Genomic DNA, 21,425 nt, shown 5'->3' with positions numbered 1-21,425 from the left:
ATGGTCGTCCTATTTGAGCCACACACGGGCATTGCGGAAGGCGCGCATCCAGGGGCTGAACGCGCCGCCCGAGTCCTTGTCGCCCCAGCTTTCCGGCGCCCACGACATCATGACGTTGCGCGATACTCGCTCGGGGTGCGGCATGATGGCCATGAAGCGCCCGTCGGCGGTGGTCACCGCGGCCAGGCCGTTCGGGCTGCCGTTGGGGTTGTAGGGATAGGTCTGGGTGCGGCTGCCGTAGTTGTCGACGTAGAACGCCGCGCCCGCGACCTTGGCCGCGTCGCCTTGCTGCGAGAAATTGGCAAAGCCTTCGCCGTGCGAAACCGCCACGGGAATATGGCTGCCCGCCATGCCGGCGAAGAAGATCGACGGCGATTCGGCGATTTCCAGCATCGACAGGCGCGCCTCGAATTTCTGCGACTGGTTGCGCGTGAAGCGCGGCCAGGCTTGCGCGCCGGGGATGATGGGCGCCAGGGCGCCGAACATCTGCGCGCCATTGCACACGCCCAGGCCGAAGGTGTCCTGGCGCGCGAAGAAGGCGGCGAACTGGTCGGACAGGCGGCTGTTGAAGCGGATAGTGCGAGCCCAGCCCTCACCGGCGCCCAGCACGTCGCCGTAGCTGAAACCGCCCACCGCGACCATGCCGTTGAGCGTGGCCAGGTCGATACGGCCGGCCAGCAGGTCGGTCATGTGAACGTCGACGGCATCGAAGCCGGCGGTGTCGAAAGCCCAGGCCATTTCCACATGGCTGTTGCAGCCCTGCTCGCGCAGGATCGCCACGCGCGGACGCTTGCCGCTGGCGATGAACGGCGCGGCCACGTCTTCCTGCGGGTCGAACGTCACACGCGGGGACAAGCCGGGATTGGCGGTATCCAGCCAGGTGTCGAATTCGGCTTGCGCGCAGTCAGGATTGTCACGCAGGGCCATGATGCGCTGGCTGGTTTCGCTCCAGGCACGCGCCAGCTCGACGCGCGGCTGGCCCCAGATCTTGCGGCCGTCGCGGTAGAACTCGATTTCGTCGCCGGCATTCAGGCCGCCGATGACATGCGAGAACTTGGACAGGCCGGCGCCACGCAGCACCTGCATGACGGCGTCACGCTGAGCAGCCGGCACCTGGATGACGGCGCCCGCCTCTTCGGTGAACAACGCCTTGAGCGTGAGCTCTTCGCGCTGGACCTTGACCTGTTCAGGACGGATCTTGTAATCGCCCCAATCGGCCGAATTCTCGTCGATGGTCAGCATGTCCAGGTTGATGGACACGCCAGTGCGGCCGGCGAAGGCCATTTCGCACAGCGTGGCGAACAGGCCGCCGTCCGAACGATCGTGATAGGACAGCAAGGTGCCGGCCTCGGCCAGCGTACGAATGGTGATGAAGAACGCGCGCAGATCCTGCGGCACGTCGACGTCCGGCACCGTGTCGCCGACCTGGTTGTAGACCTGCGCCAGGATGGAACCGCCCATGCGATGCAGGCCGCGTCCCAGATCGATGAGGATCAGCACGCTGTCGCCGACGTCGGCGCGCAATTGCGGCGTCAACGTGGCGCGGGCATCCTTGACGGGCGCGAACGCCGTCACCACCAGGGACACGGGAGCAACGACCTGGCGCGATTCACCGTCTTCGCTCCAGGCGGTTTTCATCGACAGGGAGTCCTTGCCGACGGGAATGGACAAGCCCACCGTCTGGCACAGCTCGCTGACGGCCGATACGGTGCCGTACAGAGCCGCGTCCTGGCCCGGCACGCCGCAAGCGGCCATCCAGTTCGCCGACAGCTTGATGTTTTCCACCAGGGCCACGTCAGCGGCGGCCAGGTTGGTCAGCGCCTCGGCCACGGCCATGCGGCCAGAAGCCGGCGCATTCAGCACCGCCACCGGCGTGCGTTCGCCCATGGCCATCGCTTCGCCGCGGAAACCTTCGTAGTCCGACAGGGTGACGGCGACGTCGGCGACAGGCACCTGCCACGGGCCGACCATCTGGTCGCGCGCGGTCAGGCCGCCCACGGTACGGTCGCCGATGGTGATCAGGAAGGTTTTGTTGGCCACCGTGGGATGACGCAGCACCCGGTAAGCCGCTTCGGTCAGGTCGATGCCCGCCAAGTCCAGCGGCTCGGCGATCGCCGGCAGACGCTGGACGTCGCGCGTCATGCGCGGCGGCTTGCCCAGGATGACGTCGATAGGCACGTCCACCGGACGCACGGGGCCCGCGGCCTGGCCGGCCGGATCCAGGCCCGGCAAACCCTCGCCCTGCACCACGCGCAGTTCGCGTTCTTCGGTGGCGACGCCGATCACGGCGTAGGGGCAGCGTTCGCGGCGGGCGATCTCGTCGAAACGGTCCAGATCGCGCGGCAGGATGGCCAGGACGTAGCGCTCCTGGGATTCATTGCTCCAGATCTCGGCCGGCGACATGCCCGACTCTTCCAGCTGTACCCGCGCCAGATCGAAGGTGGCGCCACGGCCGGCGTCGTTGACCAGTTCCGGGAAGGCATTGGACAGGCCGCCCGCGCCGACGTCATGGATGGCGATGATGGGATTGGCTTCGCCCTGCTGCCAGCAGCGGTCGATGACTTCCTGAGCCCGGCGTTCGATTTCCGGATTGCCGCGCTGAACCGAATCGAAATCCAGGTCGGCGCTGTTGCTGCCCACGCTCATGCTCGACGCGGCGCCGCCGCCCATGCCGATGCGCAGGCCAGGGCCGCCCAGCTGGATCAGCAAGGCGCCCGGCGGGATGATGTCCTTGTGCGTCAGGCCGGCATCGATGCTGCCCAGGCCGCCGGCGATCATGATGGGCTTGTGATAGCCCCAGCGCGTGCCGCCCGCGGTCTGCTCGTAGCTGCGGAAATAGCCCAGCAGGTTGGGCCGGCCGAATTCGTTGTTGAAGGCAGCGCCGCCGATGGGGCCGTCGATCATGATCGACAGCGGCGTGGCGATGCGGTCCGGCAAGCCGTGATGATCGGCTTCCCAGGGCTGCAGCGCGTCGTCGAAACGCAGATGCGACACGGTGAACCCGGTCAGGCCGGCCTTGGGCTTGGAGCCCCGGCCGGTGGCGCCTTCGTCGCGGATCTCGCCGCCCGCGCCCGTGGACGCGCCGGGGAACGGTGCGATGGCGGTCGGGTGATTATGGGTTTCCACCTTCATCAAGGTGTGGACCGTGGTCTCGCGGCGCTTGTAGACCAAAGCGTCGGCGCCCTGCCCGGCCAGGCCGGCGTGGAAACGCTGCGCGACGCCGCCTTCCATGATGGCAGCGTTGTCGGAATAGGCCACCACGGTGCCTTCCGGCTGCGCCGCATGGGTGGCGCGGATCATGCCGAACAGCGTGTTGGGCTGCGCCTGGCCGTCGATGGTCCACTGCGCGTTGAAGATCTTGTGGCGGCAGTGTTCGCTGTTGGCCTGCGCGAACATCATCAGTTCGACGTCGGTGGGATCGCGTTCCAGCTTGCCGAAGGCTTCGGCCAGATATTCGATTTCGTCTTCCGAGAGTGCCAGGCCCAAGGTGGTGTTGGCTTCGACCAGGGCGGCGACGCCCTGCGCCAGCACGGGCACCGTGCGCATGGGGCGGCCGTCCAGCGGCGCGAACAGCGCCTGGCCGTCGAAACTGGCATCGACCACGGTTTCGGTCATGCGATCGTGCAGCAGCGCGGCGGCACGTTCCAGCATGTCGGTATCGAAAGACTTGCTGCCCAGCAGGCCGCGCTCCGGCACCAGCACGTAACGGATGCCGCGCTCGATGCGGCGCACCGTCGCCAGCCCGCAATTGTGGGCGATGTCGGTGGCCTTGCTGGCCCAGGGCGAAATCGTGCCCAGGCGCGGAATCACGCGCAGGGCCAGGGCCTTGGGATTGTCAGCGATCTCGTACGGATCGCCGTATTGCAGCAGCTCCGCCAGGCGCTTCTGCTCATCCGCGGACAAGGCCGCATCACAGTTGACGAAATGTTCGTAGCGGGCAGAGATATCGGCTACCGGCAGGCCGACCTGCTTCAGCTGCGCAAGCAGCCGCTCGCGGCGAAAAGACGACAGGACGGATGAACCGGGCAGATACTGGACGATGGACACGATGAGCGGCGCCGTAGGGAAAAGGAGCAAAGCGGGATTTTAACCGCTCCTGGCGCCGGTATCGGACAAGCAGGCTTGTTTCGTCCCTGTTCTCGTCAGGGATACTGCACTTCGAGGATTTCCAGGGTCTCCACGCCCCCCGGGGTCCGCAGGGTCACGGCGTCGCCCTCGCGCGCCTTGATCAGGGCGCGGGCCACCGGAGAGATCCAGCTGATCTTGCCGGCCAGGGGTTCGGCTTCGTCGACCCCGACGATGGAAACCTGGTGCTCATCGCCCGCTTTATCCAGATAAAGTACGGTCGCGCCGAAGAAAATCTGGTCGCGATTGGGCTGGGTGGCCGGGTCGACGACCTCGGCGATATCCAGGCGGCGGGTCAAAAAGCGCATCCGGCGGTCGATTTCGCGCAAACGCTTCTTGCCGTAAAGATAATCGCCATTTTCCGACCGGTCGCCATTGGACGCGGCCCAGGACACCACCTGCACCACGGCGGGGCGTTCAACCGTCATCAGTTGCGCCAGCTCGTCACGCAGGCGGGTATAGCCCTGCGGGGTGATGTAGTTACGCGTCCCCGGCGGCAGGGCCTGGGCCTGCGGCAGGTCCTCATCGTCGTCCTGCTCGGACTCTTTCACGAAAGCTTTGTTCATCGCGGGGTGCCCATCAATCCCAGTCGTGCCAGACGGTACGCAGGTCCGGCGGCAGCGGCGGCAGTTGGCCCAGGTCCAGCCGGCTTTCCTGCGGACTGTGGAAATCCGACCCGCAAGAGGCCAGGAATCCACGTTGGCGCGCCACGTCCGCGTAGCGCCGCGCTTCGTCGGCGGTGTGGCTGCCGGTATTGACCTCGATGCCGACGCCGCCCAGGGCGAGAAACTCATCGAACAAGGCGTCGAATTGCAGGGGGGTGTATTTGTAGCGGCCCGGGTGGGCAATGACGGCCCGGCCGCCGGCGCCCAGGATCCAGCCCACGGCTTCGGCCAGGGTGGCCCACTGGATGGCCACCTGCCCGGGGCAATTGTCCCCCAGGTACTTGTTGAAGACCGTCTGCACGTCCGGGCAATAGCCCGCCTCGACCAGGTAGCGGGCGAAGTGGGTACGGCTGATCAATTCCGGATTGCCCGCGAAGGGCAAGGCGCCTTCGAAGGCGCCGGGCATGCCCATGTCCGCCAGGCGGTCGCCGATCTGGCGCGCGCGGTCGGCGCGGCCGGCCCGGGTGGCGCGCAGTCCCTCCACCAGGTCGGTATTGGTGGCGTCGAACCCCAGGCCGACGATATGCACCGTGCGGGCCGCCCAGGTCACCGAGATTTCCACCCCGGTGATGAAACGCAGGCCCAGCTCGGCCGCGGAAGCGCCGGCTTCGGCGAGCCCCCCCACTTCGTCATGGTCGGTCAATGCCCACATATCGACGCCATTGGCAAAGGCGCGCGCGGCCACGTCGCGCGGCGACAGAACGCCGTCGGAGACGCGGGAATGGCAATGCAGATCGACGTTGGAATAACTGGGCATGGTGGCAAGGGCTCTGAATCGGCCTATTGTAGGCGCGTCAGTCCTCCAGCAGGAAATGCGCCACCGGGGCGATCTGGCTGTCGGCCATCAGGGTAGGCGCATGCCCGACACCCGCGACTTCGAGCGCCCGGGCGCGCGGATTGCGCTGGCCCATCTCCGCCACCGTTGCGGGGGTCAGCAGGTCGGACTGTTCGCCCCGGATGATCAGCAAGGGGCAGTCGAGGGCATCATAGGCCTGCCACAGGAACTGCTCGCCGGCCTCGACCGCCGCCTCGTCCCGCACGGCGAACGGCACGGCAATGTTCACATCGTAGTGCTTGCCCCAGCGGCCATTGCGCTCGACGAACACGTGCGCCGTCAGTTCGCGCCACTGCTCGTCGGTGTGCGGGCCAAAAGATCCCGACACGTCGCGCACATAGGCCACCGCACTGTCGAAATCGGCGAACTCCACCGGCGTACCGACGTACTCGCCGATGCGCGCGATGGCCTCCGACGCCAGCCGCGGCCCGACGTCATTGATCACCATCTTGGCGATATGCCAGCCGGTGTCCGGCAAGGCCGGCCCGCCGGCGGGCCGCCCCACCCCCGCGGCACGGATCCGATGCGACAGGATCGCCGATCCGCCCAAGGCCATGCCGATGATGCCGCCCATGGAGGTGCCGACCCAATGCAAGGTGGCCGGCTGCAAGCGGGCCAGCAAGGTCGTCATGTCCGCCACATACTGAGGCACGGTGTAGAAGGCCGGATTGGCCAGCCAGTCCGACGCGCCGCGGCCGACCACATCGGGGCAGATCACGCGATATTCGCCTGCCATGCGGCGCGCCAGCGTATCGAAATCCCGACCGGTGCGCGTCAGGCCATGCACGCACAGCAGAACCTTTTCATTGTCCGGATCGCCCCACTCCCAGTAGGCCAAGCGATGCATGCCGATCGGGCTGGCGCAGGTGACGAAATCGAGACGGGGAGACGACATCCGGGGCTCCTGGACAAGGTCGGAAAACGTGCGCGCGGGACGCGCCGGGTTGCCCTATCTTATGCCAGGACCGCGGTCGCGCCCATGACGGCCGGGCTGGGCCGGCAAGCGCCGCCGCTGCCCCGGCCGCGCGCCTCAACGCCCATGCCAATAGCGCGCCCGCTCCTCGCGCAGGGCCCGCAAGCGCAGGCCGTCCGCGGTGGAATCGACCAGGACGGCGCCATCCTGGTCCGTGCGCCAGATGTCCGCCCCCGCGCGTAGCCAACGCCGCAGCACGCGATCCGCGGGATGGCCGAAGCGATTGCGATAACCGGCCTGAACGACCAGATGCGTGGCCCGGGCGGCCTGCACCAGAGCGTCGCCCGACGACGTGGCCGACCCATGATGCGGCGCCAGCACGACGTCGCTGCCGCCCAACGTAGCGGCCAGCGCTTCCTCCTGGTCGACACCGATATCGCCGGGTAACAGCGCCGAGTGATATCTCCCCTGGATACGCAGGACGCAGCCATTGTCGTTGCTGCGGCCGGCATGGCTGCCGCCATGCGCGGCGGCGGCCATGCCCCTTTTGTCGGCGGCAAGGTCGCCAACGTCGTCGCGCAAGACTGGATGCAGGAAATCGAAGCGCACACCGTCGGCTGTCCACGACTGGCCCGCCCGGCAACGCCGGAAATTCCCCAGCCTGCGTTGATCGAGGTCGGTGCGATGGCCACCAGGCCGCTCCAAGCCCCCGAGCGCGCCCTCGGCGATGTCATAAGCCCCCGCTCGCAGCCGCGCCGGCAGATTGAACGACGCATACGTATCGACCACCGGCGCCCCCGCCAAGACGCCCCCCACGCCGCCGGCATGATCCAGGTCGCCATGCGACACCACCAGCGTGTCGATGCGCGTGATGCCTTCAGCGCGAAGATAAGGCCACACCACTCGCGTGCCCGCGTCGCTGCCGCTGCGCGAACGCGGGCCGGTATCGAACAGCAAGACGTGACCCGCCGTGCGAACGACGGCCGCGCCGCCCTGCCCCACATCCAATACGGTCATGGACCACGCGCCAGGCGCGGGGCCGGTTGGCCGCCAGGTCAAGGCGGGCAAGAGCAGCAGCCAGCCCCATCCGCGCGCCGGCCAGGCAGCCCTCATCAAGCCCCAGGCGCCGCCCGCCAGCGCCAGCATCAACAAGGCCACCGGCGGTGCCGCCAGCGGACGCACTGCCCAATCCTGCCGCGCCAGCCACGCCAACGGCGCCGAGGTCCAGGCGATGACGGCGTGGGCGGCCAGCGCCACACCCTTCGCGCCAACCTGCCAGGCGTCGGCCAACGGCAGGGCGTGCAGCGCCGTGGCAACCAGAGCCAGCGGCGTGGCGACCAGGCTGATTGCCGGAATCGCAAAGGCATTGGCCAGCGGGGCTGCCAGGGACAGCTGCTGCGTCAGCACCGCCAGGACAGGCGCCAGCGCGACATTGATGGTCAACTGCAAACGCGTGCCGGCCCAAAACCGTGCGCCTTGACGGCGCAGGATCGGCCCGACCGCGCCCAGCACACGCGTTTTCTGCCTCTCAACCGGCAACGTCGCGGCAGGCGCCGCGCCCTCGGGCTGCCGCAAGCCGCGGCCGCCACTGGCCATGAGCACGGCCACCGCGCCGAAGGACAGCCAGAACCCCGCGGCCAGCGGCGCCCAGGGATCGATCAGCGTGACGATCGCCGCCGCCAGGCTCAAGACGCGGCTCGGCGACCAGCGCAGCCGCAGTATCCAGGCCACGACCGCGACCGCCAGCATAAAAAACGTCCGTTGCGCGGGCAGGCCCCATCCAGCCAGCACGCAATAAATAGCAGCCACGCCCAATGCCGCGCAGCCGCCCGCCACCTGCGCCGGCACCCATTCGGCCGCGCCCAGGCCGCGCCAGCGCAGCCGGCGCCAACACCCGGTCCAGGCCAGTCCGGCCAGGCCCGCCACCAGGCTGACATGCAGCCCGCTGATGGAGACCAGATGCGTCACGCCGGTGGCATTGAATACGGTCCAGTCATCCAACCCGATCGCCGTCTGGTCACCCAGGGCCAAAGCGATGACTACCCCGCCGTAACGCCGTCCCTGCAGGGTGGCGGAGAGCCGCTCGCGCAAACCGTGACGTATCGAATCCACTCCGACCGCGAACCGGGCGAATAGTCCGTCCTGTACGGCAAGCGGCGGCTCCCCGGGCAAGGCGGTGACGCGGCGCGGCCGGCCGCGCACGGATGCCAGCGCGCGGACGCCATCATGGAACAGCCGCGCGGACGCGTCAGCCGCATGCGGATTGAGTGCCGCGTAGGGCCGCCGCAACAACAGGGCCATCTGCCACACCTGCCCCGGCGCCAACGCGGGCAGCACCGCGTCGCGGCCCTGAGCCCACCAATCGACGCGGATTTTCCCGGGCACCGGCCCCGGAACCGCCTGCAGGATGTCCGCGTCGAAGCGGACGTGATCCGCCTGCCGCACAGGCAAGCCCCTGACACGCAGCAAGACACGGGCGACTTCGTTGTCATGCCTGTCCGGCAGCGCGTCGGCGAGCCGCCACGCGGCGCGCTCCGACGCGTAGGCGACCCCGGCGCAAGCGGCCGCCAGGCAGTACGCGGCCGTGCAAACCCCCTTGCGCGAGCGCGCATACGGCTCGCCGCAGATTCGCGCCGCGCCCCAGGCCGCGCCAAGCAAAACCACCGCAAGCAAGGCCATGCCGCCGCACGCGATCCCGCTGGGCAACGTAGCCAGGGTTTGCACCGCCGCGACCGCCGCCACCCAGGTCAACAACACCGCGCGACACCGCATGCGCGACCCTCAAAAATTCGAATCCTAGCGAAACGGCGCCGCGTCCTGGCCACAGCATGCCCAAATCAGCACGCTGCCCAGGGCAATAGCTGGAGCAAAACAGGAGCAAAAAAAATCGGCCCCGTAAGAACGGGGCCGATCACCTTCATCGAGAGGACTTCCTAAGACAACCCCGCCTCTCGCCGGGGGCCACCTTGGTGAGGGGAGTACCAAGGTGCAGGGGGTCTATCAGCCTTGGAAAGGCACGTTGTTCAGATCGCCGAACGCGCTGGCGCCGGGGGTCTTGGCAACTTCGTCAGCGACTTGGGCACGCGACACGTTCGATTCGGCTTGCGCGGCGAAGGGAGCGTTGTCGATGTCACCGAAGGCGACGATGCCTTGGGTCTTGGCTTGTTCCAGTTCAGCCTGGATCTGAGCGCGGCTGGTCGAGCTGTCGGCTTGGCCGTAGGTGCCTTGGAAAGGCACGTTGTCGACGTCACCACGGGGGGTACCGGCTTGGGCGGCACCGATCAGGGCAAACGAAATAATCAGCGAGGTAGCGATGGTCTTCATGGCAGTTCTCCTAGTCCTTGACAGTGGGGGCAGACGGGACCGGCTAATTCCGGCGGTCTGTTGCTGTTCCCGATGGACTGCATTCTGCGCTGCCATGACCTAGGGATAAACCCGGATATATCGAAATCACTATTCCATATTTACTACTAATTGATGACAGTGACGCCGAAAGCATCAAATAAAAGTGGCCCCGTCTGAGTGACGGGGCCACGTTACTACCCGGTGGGGCCTTGCTACTTACTGCTAACCATCAAAGCTGGCGACGCTTAGCTACCTTGGAAAGGCGCGTTGTCCGGATCGCCCATCGCCACCTGGCTTTGCTGATCCTGCGGCAATTGCTGCACGCTGTTCAGCGCCTGCGGGGCACTTTGATCCGGCATTGCCTGGGATTGGTCGCCCGAACCTTGGAACGGTTCGTTATCGGAATCGCCGCGCGGCGTGGCTTGAGCAGCGCCGATCAGCGCGAAAGAAAGAATCAACGAGGTAACGAGGGTCTTTTTCATGGCAGTCTCTCCTAGTCCGTGTAACCCGGGTAGAGGGCCTGCCTGGCAGACACCTCCGCTGAACCCGTTAGAAGCATTCTGCGCCTGCCGCCAGCCGGGATTAACCCTGGGTATTGGGAAAGTCGATTCCACCAAACGTGCTTATCCACGGTCATTATCAATCGGTAACCGCTGAATCCAAGTAAGACTTCGGTTTTACCCCAGGGCCTTACCGCGCAGCCTTGACCCCGGGGCCCTACCCCAGCGCGTGCGCCAGGCGCGGTATCACCCGCAAGGCCGTCGCGGCCGTCCCGCTCGCCACCGCGGCGACGCTGATTCCGCGTAGCTCGGCCAGGGCCTGCGCGACACCCGCCACCTGCCCCGGCGTATTGCGCCGATCCGGTTCGTGCAGCCAGGCGGGCGGAATATCCGGCGCATCGGTCTCCAGGACCAGGTGTTCCAGCGCCAATTCCTTCGCATGACGGCGTATCTGCAGGGCCCGCTCGAACGTCATGGCGCCGCCTATGCCCAAGGCAAAACCCAGATCGACGAAACCCTGCGCCTGCTGTTCGCTGCCATTGAAGGCGTGGGCAATGCCGGTCAGGCCTTTGCGTTGTCGCAGGTATTTAAGAATGATGTCCTGCGAGCGCCGCACATGCAGCAGCACCGGCAGATTGAATTCAGCGGCCAGGTCCAGTTGCGCGGCGTAGTAGCGCTCCTGCTTCTCCCGCGCGGGCCCGGACGCGATGTCCTTGACGAAGAAATCCAGGCCGATCTCGCCGATCGCGACAAAGCGGGGATCGCCCATCGCCTGTTCCACCGCCGCCCGCAAGGCCACCAGGTCGTCATCCCAGGCCCGCTCGACAAACAGGGGGTGGATGCCCAAGGCATAAGTGCCCCCGGGCGTGACATGCGCCAGATCGCGGACGGTATCGAAGTTGGCGCGGCCGATGGCGGGTATGACGATACCGCGCACGCCCGCCGCGGAGGCCTGGGCGGCCACCTGCATGCGGTCGCCGTCAAATTCGGCGGCGTCCAGATGGCAGTGGGTATCGATCAGCATGGCAGCTCCCGAAGAGGTAGGGACGACCGCCCGGCCGACGATCAGACCAGCCGGCCGTTTTCCATGGCCAATTGCCGGTCGGCGCGGCCGGCCAGTTCACGGTCGTGCGTGACGATGGCAAACGCCGTACCCGATTCCTTGTTCACGCGGGTGAGCAGCTCGAACATATTGTGGGCCGTGCCCCGGTCCAGATTCCCGGTCGGCTCATCCGCCAGCACGCAGGCAGGCCGGGTCACCAGCGCCCGCGCCAAGGCGACGCGTTGGCGCTCACCGCCCGACAATTGCCCGGGATAATGGGTGACACGCTGCGCCAGGCCCACCTGCTCCAGCACTTCCGCCGCGGCGGCCCGCGCCTTGTCCCGGTTCATGCGGCGCACGATCAAGGGCATGGCCACATTGTCGAGCGCCGAGAATTCCGGCAACAGGTGGTGGAACTGGTAGACGAAACCCAGGCTGCGATTGCGCAGGTCGCTCTTGGCGGACTCGCTCAAACCGGCCGCTGCCACGCCGTCGACGGTCACCGCGCCCGTCGTGGGCGCATCGAGCAGACCGAGGATGTGCAACAGGGTGCTCTTGCCCGAACCGGACGCGCCCACGATGGCCAGCATTTCGCCCCGGGCGATGCTCAGGCTGACGCCCCGCAATACGTCGACGCGGGCGCCGCCTTCGTCGTAGTACTTGACGAGGTCTTCGGCATGCAAAGCGAAATCAGTCATGGCGAAGCACCTGCGCGGGTTGCAGGCGCGATGCGCGCCAGCTGGGATAAAGCGTGGCCAGCAGCGACAGCACCAGCGAGGTGACCCCGATGCTGATGATGTCCGAGGACTGCGGGTCGGAAGGCAACTCGCTGATGAAATACACCTGGCGCGGCAGGAAATGCACGCCCAGCAGTCGTTCGATGAAAGGCACGATGACGTCGATGTTATAAGCCAGCAACATGCCGCCCAGCACGCCGATCAGGGTGCCGACGATGCCGATCAGCGCGCCCTGCACCAGGAAGATACGCGCCACTTCGCCCGGGCTGGCGCCCAGGGTACGCAGGATGGCGATGTCCGATTGCTTGTCCTTGACGGCCATCACCAGCGACGACAGCAGATTGAACGCCGCCACCGCCACGATCAGGGCGAGGATCAGGAACATCATGCGTTTTTCGGTCTGTACGGCGGCGAACCAGGTGCGGTTGTTGCGCGTCCAGTCGCTGGCGCTGACATAGCGCGGCAGGGTCTGCTGCAATTGCGCCGCCACCTGCGGCGCCTGTTGCATATCGGCGATGCGCAGCCGCACGCCGGCCACGCCGGTATCGCGGAAGACGCGCGCCGCGTCCTGGTTATCGACAAAGGCCAGCGAAGAGTCGTACTCATAGTGGCCGGACGAAAACACGCCCACCACCGTGAACTGCCGCATGCGCGGCGCGAAGCCGGCCGGGCTGACCGAGGCCTGCGGCGCCAGCATCAACACCGTATCGCCCACCACCAGGCCCATGCTGCTGGCCAGATCGCGCCCCAGCACCACGCCGAAAGAGCCGGGCTTCAGGTCGTCGAGTTTGCCGGCCACCATTTGCTTGGGGATGTCCGACACCTTGCCTTCAAGGTCCGGTTCGATACCGCGCACCTGCACGCCGTGCAGGCTCTGGCCCCGCACGATCATGCCCTGCGCGGCGACGAAGGGAGCCGCGGCCTGGACTTCCTTGTTGCGCTCGGCGTCCTTGGCGATGTCCTGCCACTGGCCCAGCACGCGATCGGCGTCGGCGCCGGGCACGTAGAGCTCGATGTGCGGGAGCACCGACAGCATGCGGTCGCGCACTTCCTTCTGGAAGCCGTTCATGACCGAAAGCACGACGATCAATGCCGCCACGCCCAGGGCAATGCCCGCCATCGAACTGGCGGCGATGAACGAGATGAAACGATCGCGGCGGCCGCGACGCTTGGTGATCCGGGCCATACCCGCATAGCGGGCGCCGATCCAAAATTCGTAGGGTATTTTCAGCACCCGCGCATTATGGCATTACGGCGCAGGGCCGCCAGTCCCGGCTTCACCTGGATTGCAAATATATGTGAGGGTTGTGAACGAGGGCGGCGCGGGCGCCCGCCGGCCGCGCGCCACACACTACAATCCCGCCATGCTTATCGTCCTTCCCGGCGCCCTGCCGGCCAGCCCGCCCATCGCGGACGAGCTGGCCAAGCGCCTGCCCACCACCGCCCCCACTCTGCACGCCTGGCTGCGGGCCGCCGACGCCAGCGTTTTGGCGTTCGACCCCCATGACGCCGGCTGTACGTCCTATGAAGCATGGCAACTGGAACAGGCCGGCTTCCGGTCAGCCCCCGGTCAGCAGGTAGGCGCCGGCCTGGGGCCGCTGCTGGCGCGCGCCGGACGCGCGCCAGGTTCTGATCCGGCCGCGCCCGTCTTGGCCGCTTCGGATGCCGCCGCGGCGACCGCCGACCCCGCCCCGGTCTGGATCGCCGACCTGACCCACGTCGCCCTGAGCACCGAAAGCGCCAATCTGCTGCCCGTCGAAGCGCTGGGGCTGACCGCCGAAGAAGACGCCGCGTTGTTTGCCGCCGCCGCGCCCCTGTTCGAGGGCACGGGCTTCAGCGCCCACTCGCTGGCGCCAGGCCGCTGGCGCGTTCGCCTGCCGGCTGACCTGCACCCCATTACCGCCAGCCCCGCCGCCGTGGGCGGCCAGTCGCTGTCAGGATGGTGGAATCAGGACGGCGCCCTGCGTCCCTGGCGCCGCCTGATGAACGAGATCCAGATGGTCTGGCATGACCATCCGGTCAACGAAGCCCGCGCCGCGCGCGGCCTGCCGCCGGTGAACACCTTGTGGCTTTATGGTGGCGCGACACCCTGGGCAGCAATGCCTGCGACCGCAACAACCCCGCCGCCGCAAGTCATCGAAGACCTGCTTCCCGCCTTCACCGCTGAAGACTGGGGAACCTGGCTCAACGCCTTGCAACAGATGGACGCGCGCGTATTCAAGCCCCTGTCCGACCCTCGTGGCCTGCCCACGCAAGCGGTCGAACTGCTGCTGCTTGGGCGCGACCGCCAAGTCAACCTCACCCTGAAACCGCGCAGCCGCCTGTTGGGCTGGCTGCCCTCGTCCGCAAAGAATTGGAGCGCCTGGTGGTCACCCCGCGCCTGACTGTACGTCCCGCCGATTTTCAAATCACCCGCGTGCTGGAAGGCGCGGGCATCCATCCACTGCTGGCGCGCCTGTGGGCCGCGCGCGGCGTCGCGCATCCCGACGACGTCCGCCTGGGGTGGCCCGCGCTGATCCCGCCCGCCGGGCTGACGCACTGTGAACACGCCGCCCGCGTCCTGGCCGATGCCATCCAGCAAGGCCGCCGCATGCTTATCGTGGCCGACTATGACTGCGACGGCGCCACGGCCTGCGCAGTCGGCCTGCGCGCCTTGCGCATGATGGGCGCGACGGTCGACTTCCTGGTGCCCAACCGCTTCGAAACCGGCTACGGCCTGTCGCCGGCGGTGGTCGAGCTGGCCTGCCGCCATCCGGCCGGCAAGCCCGACATGCTCGTCACGGTGGACAACGGCATCGCCAGCGTCGACGGCGTTGCCGCCGCCAATGCGGCCGGCATGGACGTGGTCATCACGGACCACCATCTGCCCGGCGACGAGCTGCCCGACGCCCTGGCCATCGTCAATCCCAATCAACCGGGCTGCGGCTTCCCGTCGAAGAACCTGGCGGGGGTCGGCGTCATCTTCTACCTGATGCTGGGGCTGCGCGCGGAACTGCGCCGGCGCGGCGTCTTCCCCGCCGATGGCGGCCCGCGCCTGGACGCGCTGGCCGACCTGGTGGCGCTGGGCACGGTGGCCGACGTGGTCAAGCTGGACACCAACAATCGCCTGCTGGTCACGCAGGGTCTGCAACGCATGCGCAGTGGCCGCATGCAGGCCGGCCTGCGCGCGCTGTTCGCCGTCGCTGCCCGCGAGCCGCGTAACGCCAACAGCTTCGACCTTGGCTTCGCCCTGGGCCCGCGTATCAATGCCGCGGGCCGGCTGGCCGACATGAGCCTGGGCATCGCCTGCCTGACCACGGACGACGAAGGCGAAGCCCTGGACATCGCGCGCCAGCTGGACGCGATCAACCGCGAACGCCGCAGCATCGAAACCACCATGCGCGAACAGGCGCTGGCCACCTTGGAAACGAGCGCCGACGTGGTCGGCGCCACGGTGTGCGTGTTCGACGACAGCTGGCATCAGGGCGTGGTCGGCCTGGTCGCGTCACGTCTCAAGGAAAAATACTGGCGCCCCACCCTGGCCTTCGCGCCCGCCGGCGACGATGAATTGCGCGGCTCCGGCCGCTCGATTCCCGACGTGCATCTGCGCGACGCCCTGGACCTGGTGTCCAAGCGCAACCCGGGCCTGATCCGCAAATTCGGCGGTCACGCCATGGCGGCGGGCCTGACCCTGGGTCGCGACGGCCTGGCGCAATTCGGCCCCGCCTTCGACGCGGCCGTGCGCGAATTGACCGGGCGCGACAGCTTCGAGCCTGTCCTTGAAACCGACGGTTCGCTGGAATCCGGCTACGCCAACGCCGAAGTCGCCGGCCTGCTGCAACAGCAGGTCTGGGGCGCGGGCTTCGCGGCCCCCCTGTTCTTCGACACGTTCCAGGTACGGAGCCAGCGGCTGCTGGGTGACAAGCACCTCAAGCTGTCGCTGGAACGGGGCCAGCAGCGCTTCGAGGCCATCTGGTTCGGCCACGCGCAACTGCTGCCGGATACCATCGATGTGGCGTATCGCCTGGAACAGAACATCTGGAACGGCATGGTGTCCGTCCAGCTGGTCATCGAACACGCGTCCTGAGCCGCGGACCGGGACCAGGCGCGCAGCGCCCCGTCCCGGCTCCCGGCTCCCGGCTTCAGCGGTTCACCAGCCGCGCCGGCTGCGCCAAGGCCACCAACGCCCCTACGCACAGGCAAGCCGCCAGCACATAGATGCCGCTGCTGGTCGACCCTGTCTGGTCCTTCAACCAGCCCACCAGATACGGGCTGATGAAACCCGCCAGGTTGCTTACCGAGTTGATCAGCGCAATGGCGGCCGCCGCCGCGGTGCCGCCCAGCACGGCCGTCGGCAGGCTCCAGAACAGCGGCAAGACCGTGCAGATGCCGATATTCGCCAGGGTCAGCGACGCAATGGCCAGCCAGGTGTTGCCGGACCAGACCGCCGAACCGACCAGGCCGATGGCGCCGATGAACGCCGGAATGGCCAGATGCCAGCGCCGCTCGTGCTTGCGGTCGGAGTTGCGCGAAATGATGATCATGCCCACCACCGCGAACAGATTGGGGATCGCCGTGAGCAAGCCGATATACAGGGGATCCTTCACGCCGGTATTGCTGATCAGGGTCGGCATCCAGAACCCGACGCCATACAGGCCCATCACGAAGGAAAAGTAGATGCTGGCCATCGCCCACACCCGCGGCTTGGTCATTGCCTCGCGGATCGGCGGATCTTCCTTGGCGCGCTCCTCCGCTTCGATATTGCGGCTCAGCACCGCTTTCTCACTATCGGTGAGCCATTTGGCGTGGCTGATGCGATCGTCCAGCCACAGCAGCACGATCACACCGATGATCACCGACGGAATCCCTTCCAGCAGGAACAGCCACTGCCAGCCGGCCATGCCGTGATCGCCATGGAAGGTATGCATGATCCAGCCGGAGATCGGGCCGCCGATCAGGCCCGACAGGGGCACCGCCGTCATGAAGAAGGTGGTGATGCGCCCGCGCCGCGCGTGGGGAAACCAGTAGGTGAGATAAAGAATAATGCCTGGGAAGAAACCGGCCTCGGCCAGGCCCAGCAGAAAACGCAAGGTGTAGAACATCGTCGGCGTCTTCACGAAGATCATGGCCGACGAGATGATGCCCCAGCTGATCATGATGCGGGCGATCCAGCGGCGCGCACCAACCTTGTGCAGGATAATGTTGCTGGGCACTTCAAACAGGAAATAGCCCAAGAAAAATATCCCCGCGCCCAGGCCGTAAACGGTATCGCTGAACTGCAGATCCGACAGCATCTGCAGCTTGGCGAAACCGACATTGACCCGGTCCAGATACGCCACCACATAGCAAAGCACCAGAAAAGGTACCAGCCTTAAGGTGACCTTGCGATAAAGCGTGTCCTCCGAGCTCACGGAGGCCGGGGCCTGCCCCGGCATTGCAACGTTCTCCATACCGTCTCCTCTCTTTTATAAAGAACCGTCACGATGGACGGTTTCCCGACGCCGTATTGATTTTCTGGCAGGGGCCAGGGGCGTTACTTTTTTGTTTATTGGCGGAATTTATAGCACCAACGCCCCGTAGACGCGACCGTCATGCCGTCGCTGCGGCCCCAGGAGTCAGTGGCACTATCTCCCTGGACGCCGCTGAAATCCCGCTTCCCCGGCGACGGCAACGCGAACTTTCGGAATCTTTGGTCGGAGCATTCGCCGGACGCCAAAAAACAGCGGGATTCGCCCCGCCGGCCCTGCCGCGCACCTGCCGCCGCCAAGGCAGGCTAAAATGGCAGGTTTCGTCAATTAGACCGCCTTAGGATTGCCATGGAAGCCGAACGTCAGAACCAGCTCGCCGCCCGACTCGCCGACTACGCCGAGCGCGAACAGGCTCTACGGAGGTATCTTTGACTACGATGCCAAAGATGAGCGCCTCCAGGTCGTAAACGCCGAGCTGGAAAACCCGGACGTCTGGAACGACCCCAAGCACGCACAGGATCTGGGCCGGGAAAAGAAAAGCCTGGAAGATGTCGTGGGCACCCTCACCGAACTGGGCGGAGGGCTGGCCGACTCGCGCGAGCTGTTCGACCTGGCCGCGTCCGACGATGACGACGCCACCCTGGAATCCATCGAAGGCGACGCCGACGCGTTCCAGCAAAAGCTGGAAGGCCTGGAATTCCGCCGCATGTTCTCCAATCCGGCCGATCCGCTGAACTGCTTCCTGGACATCCAGGCAGGCGCCGGCGGCACCGAGGCGCAGGACTGGGCCTCCATGCTGCTGCGCCAGTACTTGAAGTATTCCGAGCGCAAAGGCTTCAAGGCCGAGATCCTGGAAGAATCGGAAGGTGAAGTGGCGGGCATCAAGTCGGCCACCATCAAGATCGAAGGCGAATACGCCTTCGGCTACCTGCGCACGGAAACCGGCGTGCACCGCCTGGTGCGCAAGAGCCCCTTCGACTCGTCCGGCGGCCGCCACACGTCTTTCGCCAGCGTGTTCGTCTATCCCGAAATCGACGACTCCTTCGAAGTCGAGGTCAACCCGGCCGATCTGCGTGTCGACACCTACCGCGCCAGCGGCGCCGGTGGCCAGCACATCAACAAGACCGACTCGGCCGTGCGTATCACGCACAATCCGACCGGTATCGTCGTGCAGTGCCAGAACGACCGCTCCCAGCACCGCAACCGCGCCGAAGCCATGCAGATGCTGAAATCGCGTCTGTACGAGCTGGAAATGCGCAACCGCATGGCCGAGCAGCAGAAGCTGGAAGACTCCAAGACCGACGTGGGCTGGGGCCACCAGATCCGTTCCTATGTGCTGGACCAGAGCCGTATCAAGGACCTGCGCACGAACGTGGAAATCTCCAATACCCAGAAGGTACTGGACGGCGACCTCGACCCCTTCATTCAGGCCAGCCTGAAACAAGCGGTCTAAGGCGGGACGCGGCGCCTGGCGCGCCGCGCTTCGTCCGGTTTTCCCATAAACCCAATCCAAGCAGGATCCGGCATGACCCAAACTGTTGTCGTCCTTACCGGTGCCTCACGCGGCATCGGCGCCGCCCTCGCCCGCGCGCTTGCCAAACCTGGTGTGCGCCTGGCCACGCTGGCCCGCCGCAACGACCCCGAACTGCAGGCGCATGCCGCGGCCCAGGGCGCCACGCTGACGCAGATCGAAGTCGACCTGTCGGACCTGTCCGCGGCCGGCGCCGCCGCCGCGCGCATCGCAGCCGACTTGCCGCGCGACGCCAGCCGCTATCTGCTGATCAATAACGCCGGCACGGTGCAGCCGGTGGCACGGGGCGACCAGCTGGAAGATGCCGCCGCGATCACCACGGCCTTCAACCTCAATGTCAGCGCCGTGATGCTGTTGACCGCGCGCTTCCTGGCGGCGACCCAGGGCCTGGCGGCCGACCGCCGCGTCCTGAACATCTCCTCGGGCGCCGGGCGCAATCCCAACCCCGGCTGGGGCGTCTACTGCGCCACCAAGGCGGCGCTGGACATGTACACCCGCGTCCTCAAGCAGGAACAGGGCACGGACGGCGCCCGCGTGGTGTCGCTGGCCCCCGGCGTGGTCGATACCGACATGCAGGTGGCCATCCGCGCCAGCGATCCCTCCGCTTTCCCCGCCCTGTCCCGTTTCCAGGACATGCACGCCAGCGGCAAGCTGTCCGCGCCGACCAACGTCGCCGCGCGCATCGCCGCCTATCTCGAACGTGACGACTTCGGCCAGACCGAAATCGACGACATCCGCAATTACGATTGAATCCCGCCATGACCGATAACTCGCCCGCCACCACCGCGCAAGACGAAAACCGGCTGATCGCCGAGCGCCGCGCCAAGCTTGCCAAGCTGCGCGAAAGCGGCGTCGCCTTCCCCAACGACTTCGTGCCGGACGCGCACGCGGACGAACTGCACGCCAAGTACGACGAACAGGACCAGGAAGCCCTGGTCGCCACGGCCCGCGTGGCCAAGGTCGCCGGCCGCATGATGCTCAAGCGCGTCATGGGCAAGGCCAGCTTCGCCACCTTGCAGGACGCCACCGGCCGCATCCAGATCTACCTGGACCGGGGCACCCTGGGCGAAGAGCCCTACGCGGCGTTCAAGCAGTGGGATATCGGCGACATCATCGCGATCGAAGGCACGGTCTTCAAGACCAACAAGGGCGAGCTTTCCCTTCATGCGTCGCAGGCGCGCCTGCTGTCCAAGTCGCTGCGCCCGCTGCCGGACAAGTTCCACGGCGTGTCCGACCAGGAACTGCGTTACCGCCAGCGCTATGTCGACCTGGTGATGACCGAAGAGACCCGCCGCACGTTCGCTGCGCGCAGCAAGGCCATCGGCGGCATTCGCCAGTTCATGCTCGACGCCGGCTTCCTGGAAGTCGAAACGCCGATGCTGCACCCCATCCCTGGCGGCGCGGCGGCCAAGCCCTTCACCACCCATCACAACGCGCTGGACATGCAGATGTTCCTGCGCATCGCGCCCGAGCTGTATCTGAAGCGCCTGATCGTGGGCGGCTTCGAGCGCGTGTTCGAAGTGAACCGGAACTTCCGTAACGAGGGCGTGAGCCCGCGTCACAATCCGGAATTCACGATGATGGAGTTCTACGCGGCCTACACGGACTACCGCTGGCTGATGGACTTCACCGAACAACTGATCCGCCAGGCCGCCATCGCCGCCACCGGCAGCGCCGTGCTGACGTATCAGGAACGCGAGCTGGATCTGTCGCAGCCCTTCGACCGCCTGACCATCTGTGAGGCCATCCTGAAGTACGCGCCGGGCTACACGCAGGCGCAACTGGACGACGTCGCCTTCGTGCGCGCCGAGCTGAAGAAGCTGGGCGCCGACGTCGACAAGGCTCCGCTGGCGCGCGCCGCGCTGGGCGCCCTGCAATTGGCGCTGTTCGAAGAAACCGCCGAAGCCAAGCTATGGCGGCCGACCTACATCATCGACTATCCGGTGGAAGTCTCGCCGCTGGCGCGCGCGTCCGATACCCGCGAGGGCATCACGGAGCGCTTCGAACTGTTCATGACCGGCCGCGAAATCGCCAATGGTTTCTCGGAGTTGAACGACCCGGAAGATCAGGCCGAACGCTTCCGCTCGCAGGTGGAAGCCAAGGATGCGGGCGACGAGGAAGCCATGTATTACGACGCCGACTACATCCGGGCGCTGGAATACGGCATGCCGCCTACCGGTGGATGCGGTATCGGGATCGATCGTCTGGTGATGTTGCTAACGGATAGCCCGAGCATTCGGGACGTCATTCTGTTCCCGCACCTGCGGCGGGAAGATTGAGCCTGG

At 66.5% G+C, this 21,425-nt stretch carries 16 protein-coding genes; 5 read left to right on the top strand and 11 right to left on the bottom strand.

Going from position 1 to position 21,425, the window contains the following annotated elements:
* Window positions 1–9 precede the first annotated feature (9 nt).
* The 10 genes from purL to ASB57_RS04440 form a co-directional block, all read right to left on the bottom strand.
* A complete protein-coding gene (gene purL / locus ASB57_RS04485; protein WP_057655907.1) occupies window positions 10–4,047 on the bottom strand; it encodes a phosphoribosylformylglycinamidine synthase in 4,038 nt (1,345 codons plus the stop codon).
* A gap of 95 nt (window positions 4,048–4,142) precedes the next feature.
* A complete protein-coding gene (greB, locus tag ASB57_RS04480) occupies window positions 4,143–4,691 on the bottom strand; it encodes a transcription elongation factor GreB (protein ID WP_057650919.1) in 549 nt (182 codons plus the stop codon).
* A gap of 13 nt (window positions 4,692–4,704) precedes the next feature.
* A complete protein-coding gene (locus tag ASB57_RS04475; RefSeq protein WP_057650918.1) occupies window positions 4,705–5,547 on the bottom strand; it encodes a 3',5'-nucleoside bisphosphate phosphatase in 843 nt (280 codons plus the stop codon).
* A 37-nt stretch (window positions 5,548–5,584) separates the two neighbouring features.
* Entirely contained in the window at window positions 5,585–6,520 is a 936-nt protein-coding gene (locus ASB57_RS04470) for an alpha/beta fold hydrolase (protein WP_057650916.1), read from the bottom strand.
* Between the two features lie 135 nt (window positions 6,521–6,655).
* The gene (locus tag ASB57_RS04465; protein ID WP_057650914.1) at window positions 6,656–9,310 is read right to left on the bottom strand and encodes a DNA internalization-related competence protein ComEC/Rec2; all 2,655 of its coding nucleotides are present in this window, start codon (window positions 9,308–9,310) and stop codon (window positions 6,656–6,658) included.
* A gap of 228 nt (window positions 9,311–9,538) precedes the next feature.
* Window positions 9,539–9,862, bottom strand: coding sequence for a DUF4148 domain-containing protein (locus ASB57_RS04460; RefSeq protein ID WP_057650912.1), 324 nt, complete (start codon window positions 9,860–9,862; stop codon window positions 9,539–9,541).
* A gap of 266 nt (window positions 9,863–10,128) precedes the next feature.
* Entirely contained in the window at window positions 10,129–10,365 is a 237-nt protein-coding gene (locus ASB57_RS04455) for a hypothetical protein (protein WP_057650910.1), read from the bottom strand.
* A 235-nt stretch (window positions 10,366–10,600) separates the two neighbouring features.
* A complete protein-coding gene (locus tag ASB57_RS04450) occupies window positions 10,601–11,407 on the bottom strand; it encodes a TatD family hydrolase (RefSeq protein WP_057650908.1) in 807 nt (268 codons plus the stop codon).
* A 41-nt stretch (window positions 11,408–11,448) separates the two neighbouring features.
* Window positions 11,449–12,123 carry a lipoprotein-releasing ABC transporter ATP-binding protein LolD gene (lolD, locus tag ASB57_RS04445; protein WP_057650906.1) on the bottom strand — a complete coding sequence of 225 codons (675 nt, stop codon included), beginning with the start codon at window positions 12,121–12,123 and terminating at the stop codon, window positions 11,449–11,451.
* Window positions 12,116–13,348: a lipoprotein-releasing ABC transporter permease subunit gene (locus tag ASB57_RS04440; RefSeq protein WP_057655906.1), complete on the bottom strand. Its 1,233-nt coding sequence runs from the start codon at window positions 13,346–13,348 to the stop codon at window positions 12,116–12,118. The genes lolD and ASB57_RS04440 overlap by 8 nt, the downstream gene beginning before the upstream one ends.
* Before the next feature lie 178 nt (window positions 13,349–13,526).
* Here ASB57_RS04440 and ASB57_RS04435 point away from each other — a divergent pair, with 178 nt between their 5' ends.
* Window positions 13,527–14,546 (top strand): hypothetical protein, encoded by a 1,020-nt coding sequence (locus ASB57_RS04435; RefSeq protein WP_057655905.1) that lies wholly within the window; start codon window positions 13,527–13,529, stop codon window positions 14,544–14,546.
* Window positions 14,528–16,228 (top strand): single-stranded-DNA-specific exonuclease RecJ, encoded by a 1,701-nt coding sequence (gene recJ, locus ASB57_RS04430; protein WP_057655904.1) that lies wholly within the window; start codon window positions 14,528–14,530, stop codon window positions 16,226–16,228. The genes ASB57_RS04435 and recJ overlap by 19 nt, the downstream gene beginning before the upstream one ends.
* A 55-nt stretch (window positions 16,229–16,283) precedes the next feature.
* Here recJ and ASB57_RS04425 read toward each other — a convergent pair whose 3' ends face one another.
* Entirely contained in the window at window positions 16,284–17,591 is a 1,308-nt protein-coding gene (locus ASB57_RS04425) for an MFS transporter (RefSeq protein ID WP_057650904.1), read from the bottom strand.
* Between the two features lie 366 nt (window positions 17,592–17,957).
* On the opposite strand from ASB57_RS04425, the gene prfB reads away from it, so the two are divergent.
* The 3 genes from prfB to lysS all read left to right on the top strand — a co-directional run bounded on the left by prfB (window position 17,958) and on the right by lysS (window position 21,419).
* Window positions 17,958–19,062, top strand: a protein-coding gene (gene prfB / locus ASB57_RS30255) for a peptide chain release factor 2 (RefSeq protein ID WP_156414061.1) whose coding sequence is annotated in 2 segments (ribosomal slippage) — window positions 17,958–18,038 and window positions 18,040–19,062 — 1,104 coding nt in all. Because the reading frame shifts where the segments join, the coding sequence is not laid out codon by codon here.
* Between the two features lie 72 nt (window positions 19,063–19,134).
* Window positions 19,135–19,890: an SDR family oxidoreductase gene (locus tag ASB57_RS04420; protein WP_057650902.1), complete on the top strand. Its 756-nt coding sequence runs from the start codon at window positions 19,135–19,137 to the stop codon at window positions 19,888–19,890.
* Window positions 19,891–19,898: 8 nt separating this feature from the next.
* The gene (lysS, locus tag ASB57_RS04415) at window positions 19,899–21,419 is read left to right on the top strand and encodes a lysine--tRNA ligase (RefSeq protein ID WP_057650900.1); all 1,521 of its coding nucleotides are present in this window, start codon (window positions 19,899–19,901) and stop codon (window positions 21,417–21,419) included.
* Window positions 21,420–21,425: the final 6 nt, after the last annotated feature.

The sequence above is a fragment of the Bordetella sp. N genome (assembly GCF_001433395.1).
GTDB lineage: Bacteria > Pseudomonadota > Gammaproteobacteria > Burkholderiales > Burkholderiaceae_B > Bordetella_C.
This window is presented reverse-complemented; position numbering and strand designations above follow the sequence as displayed.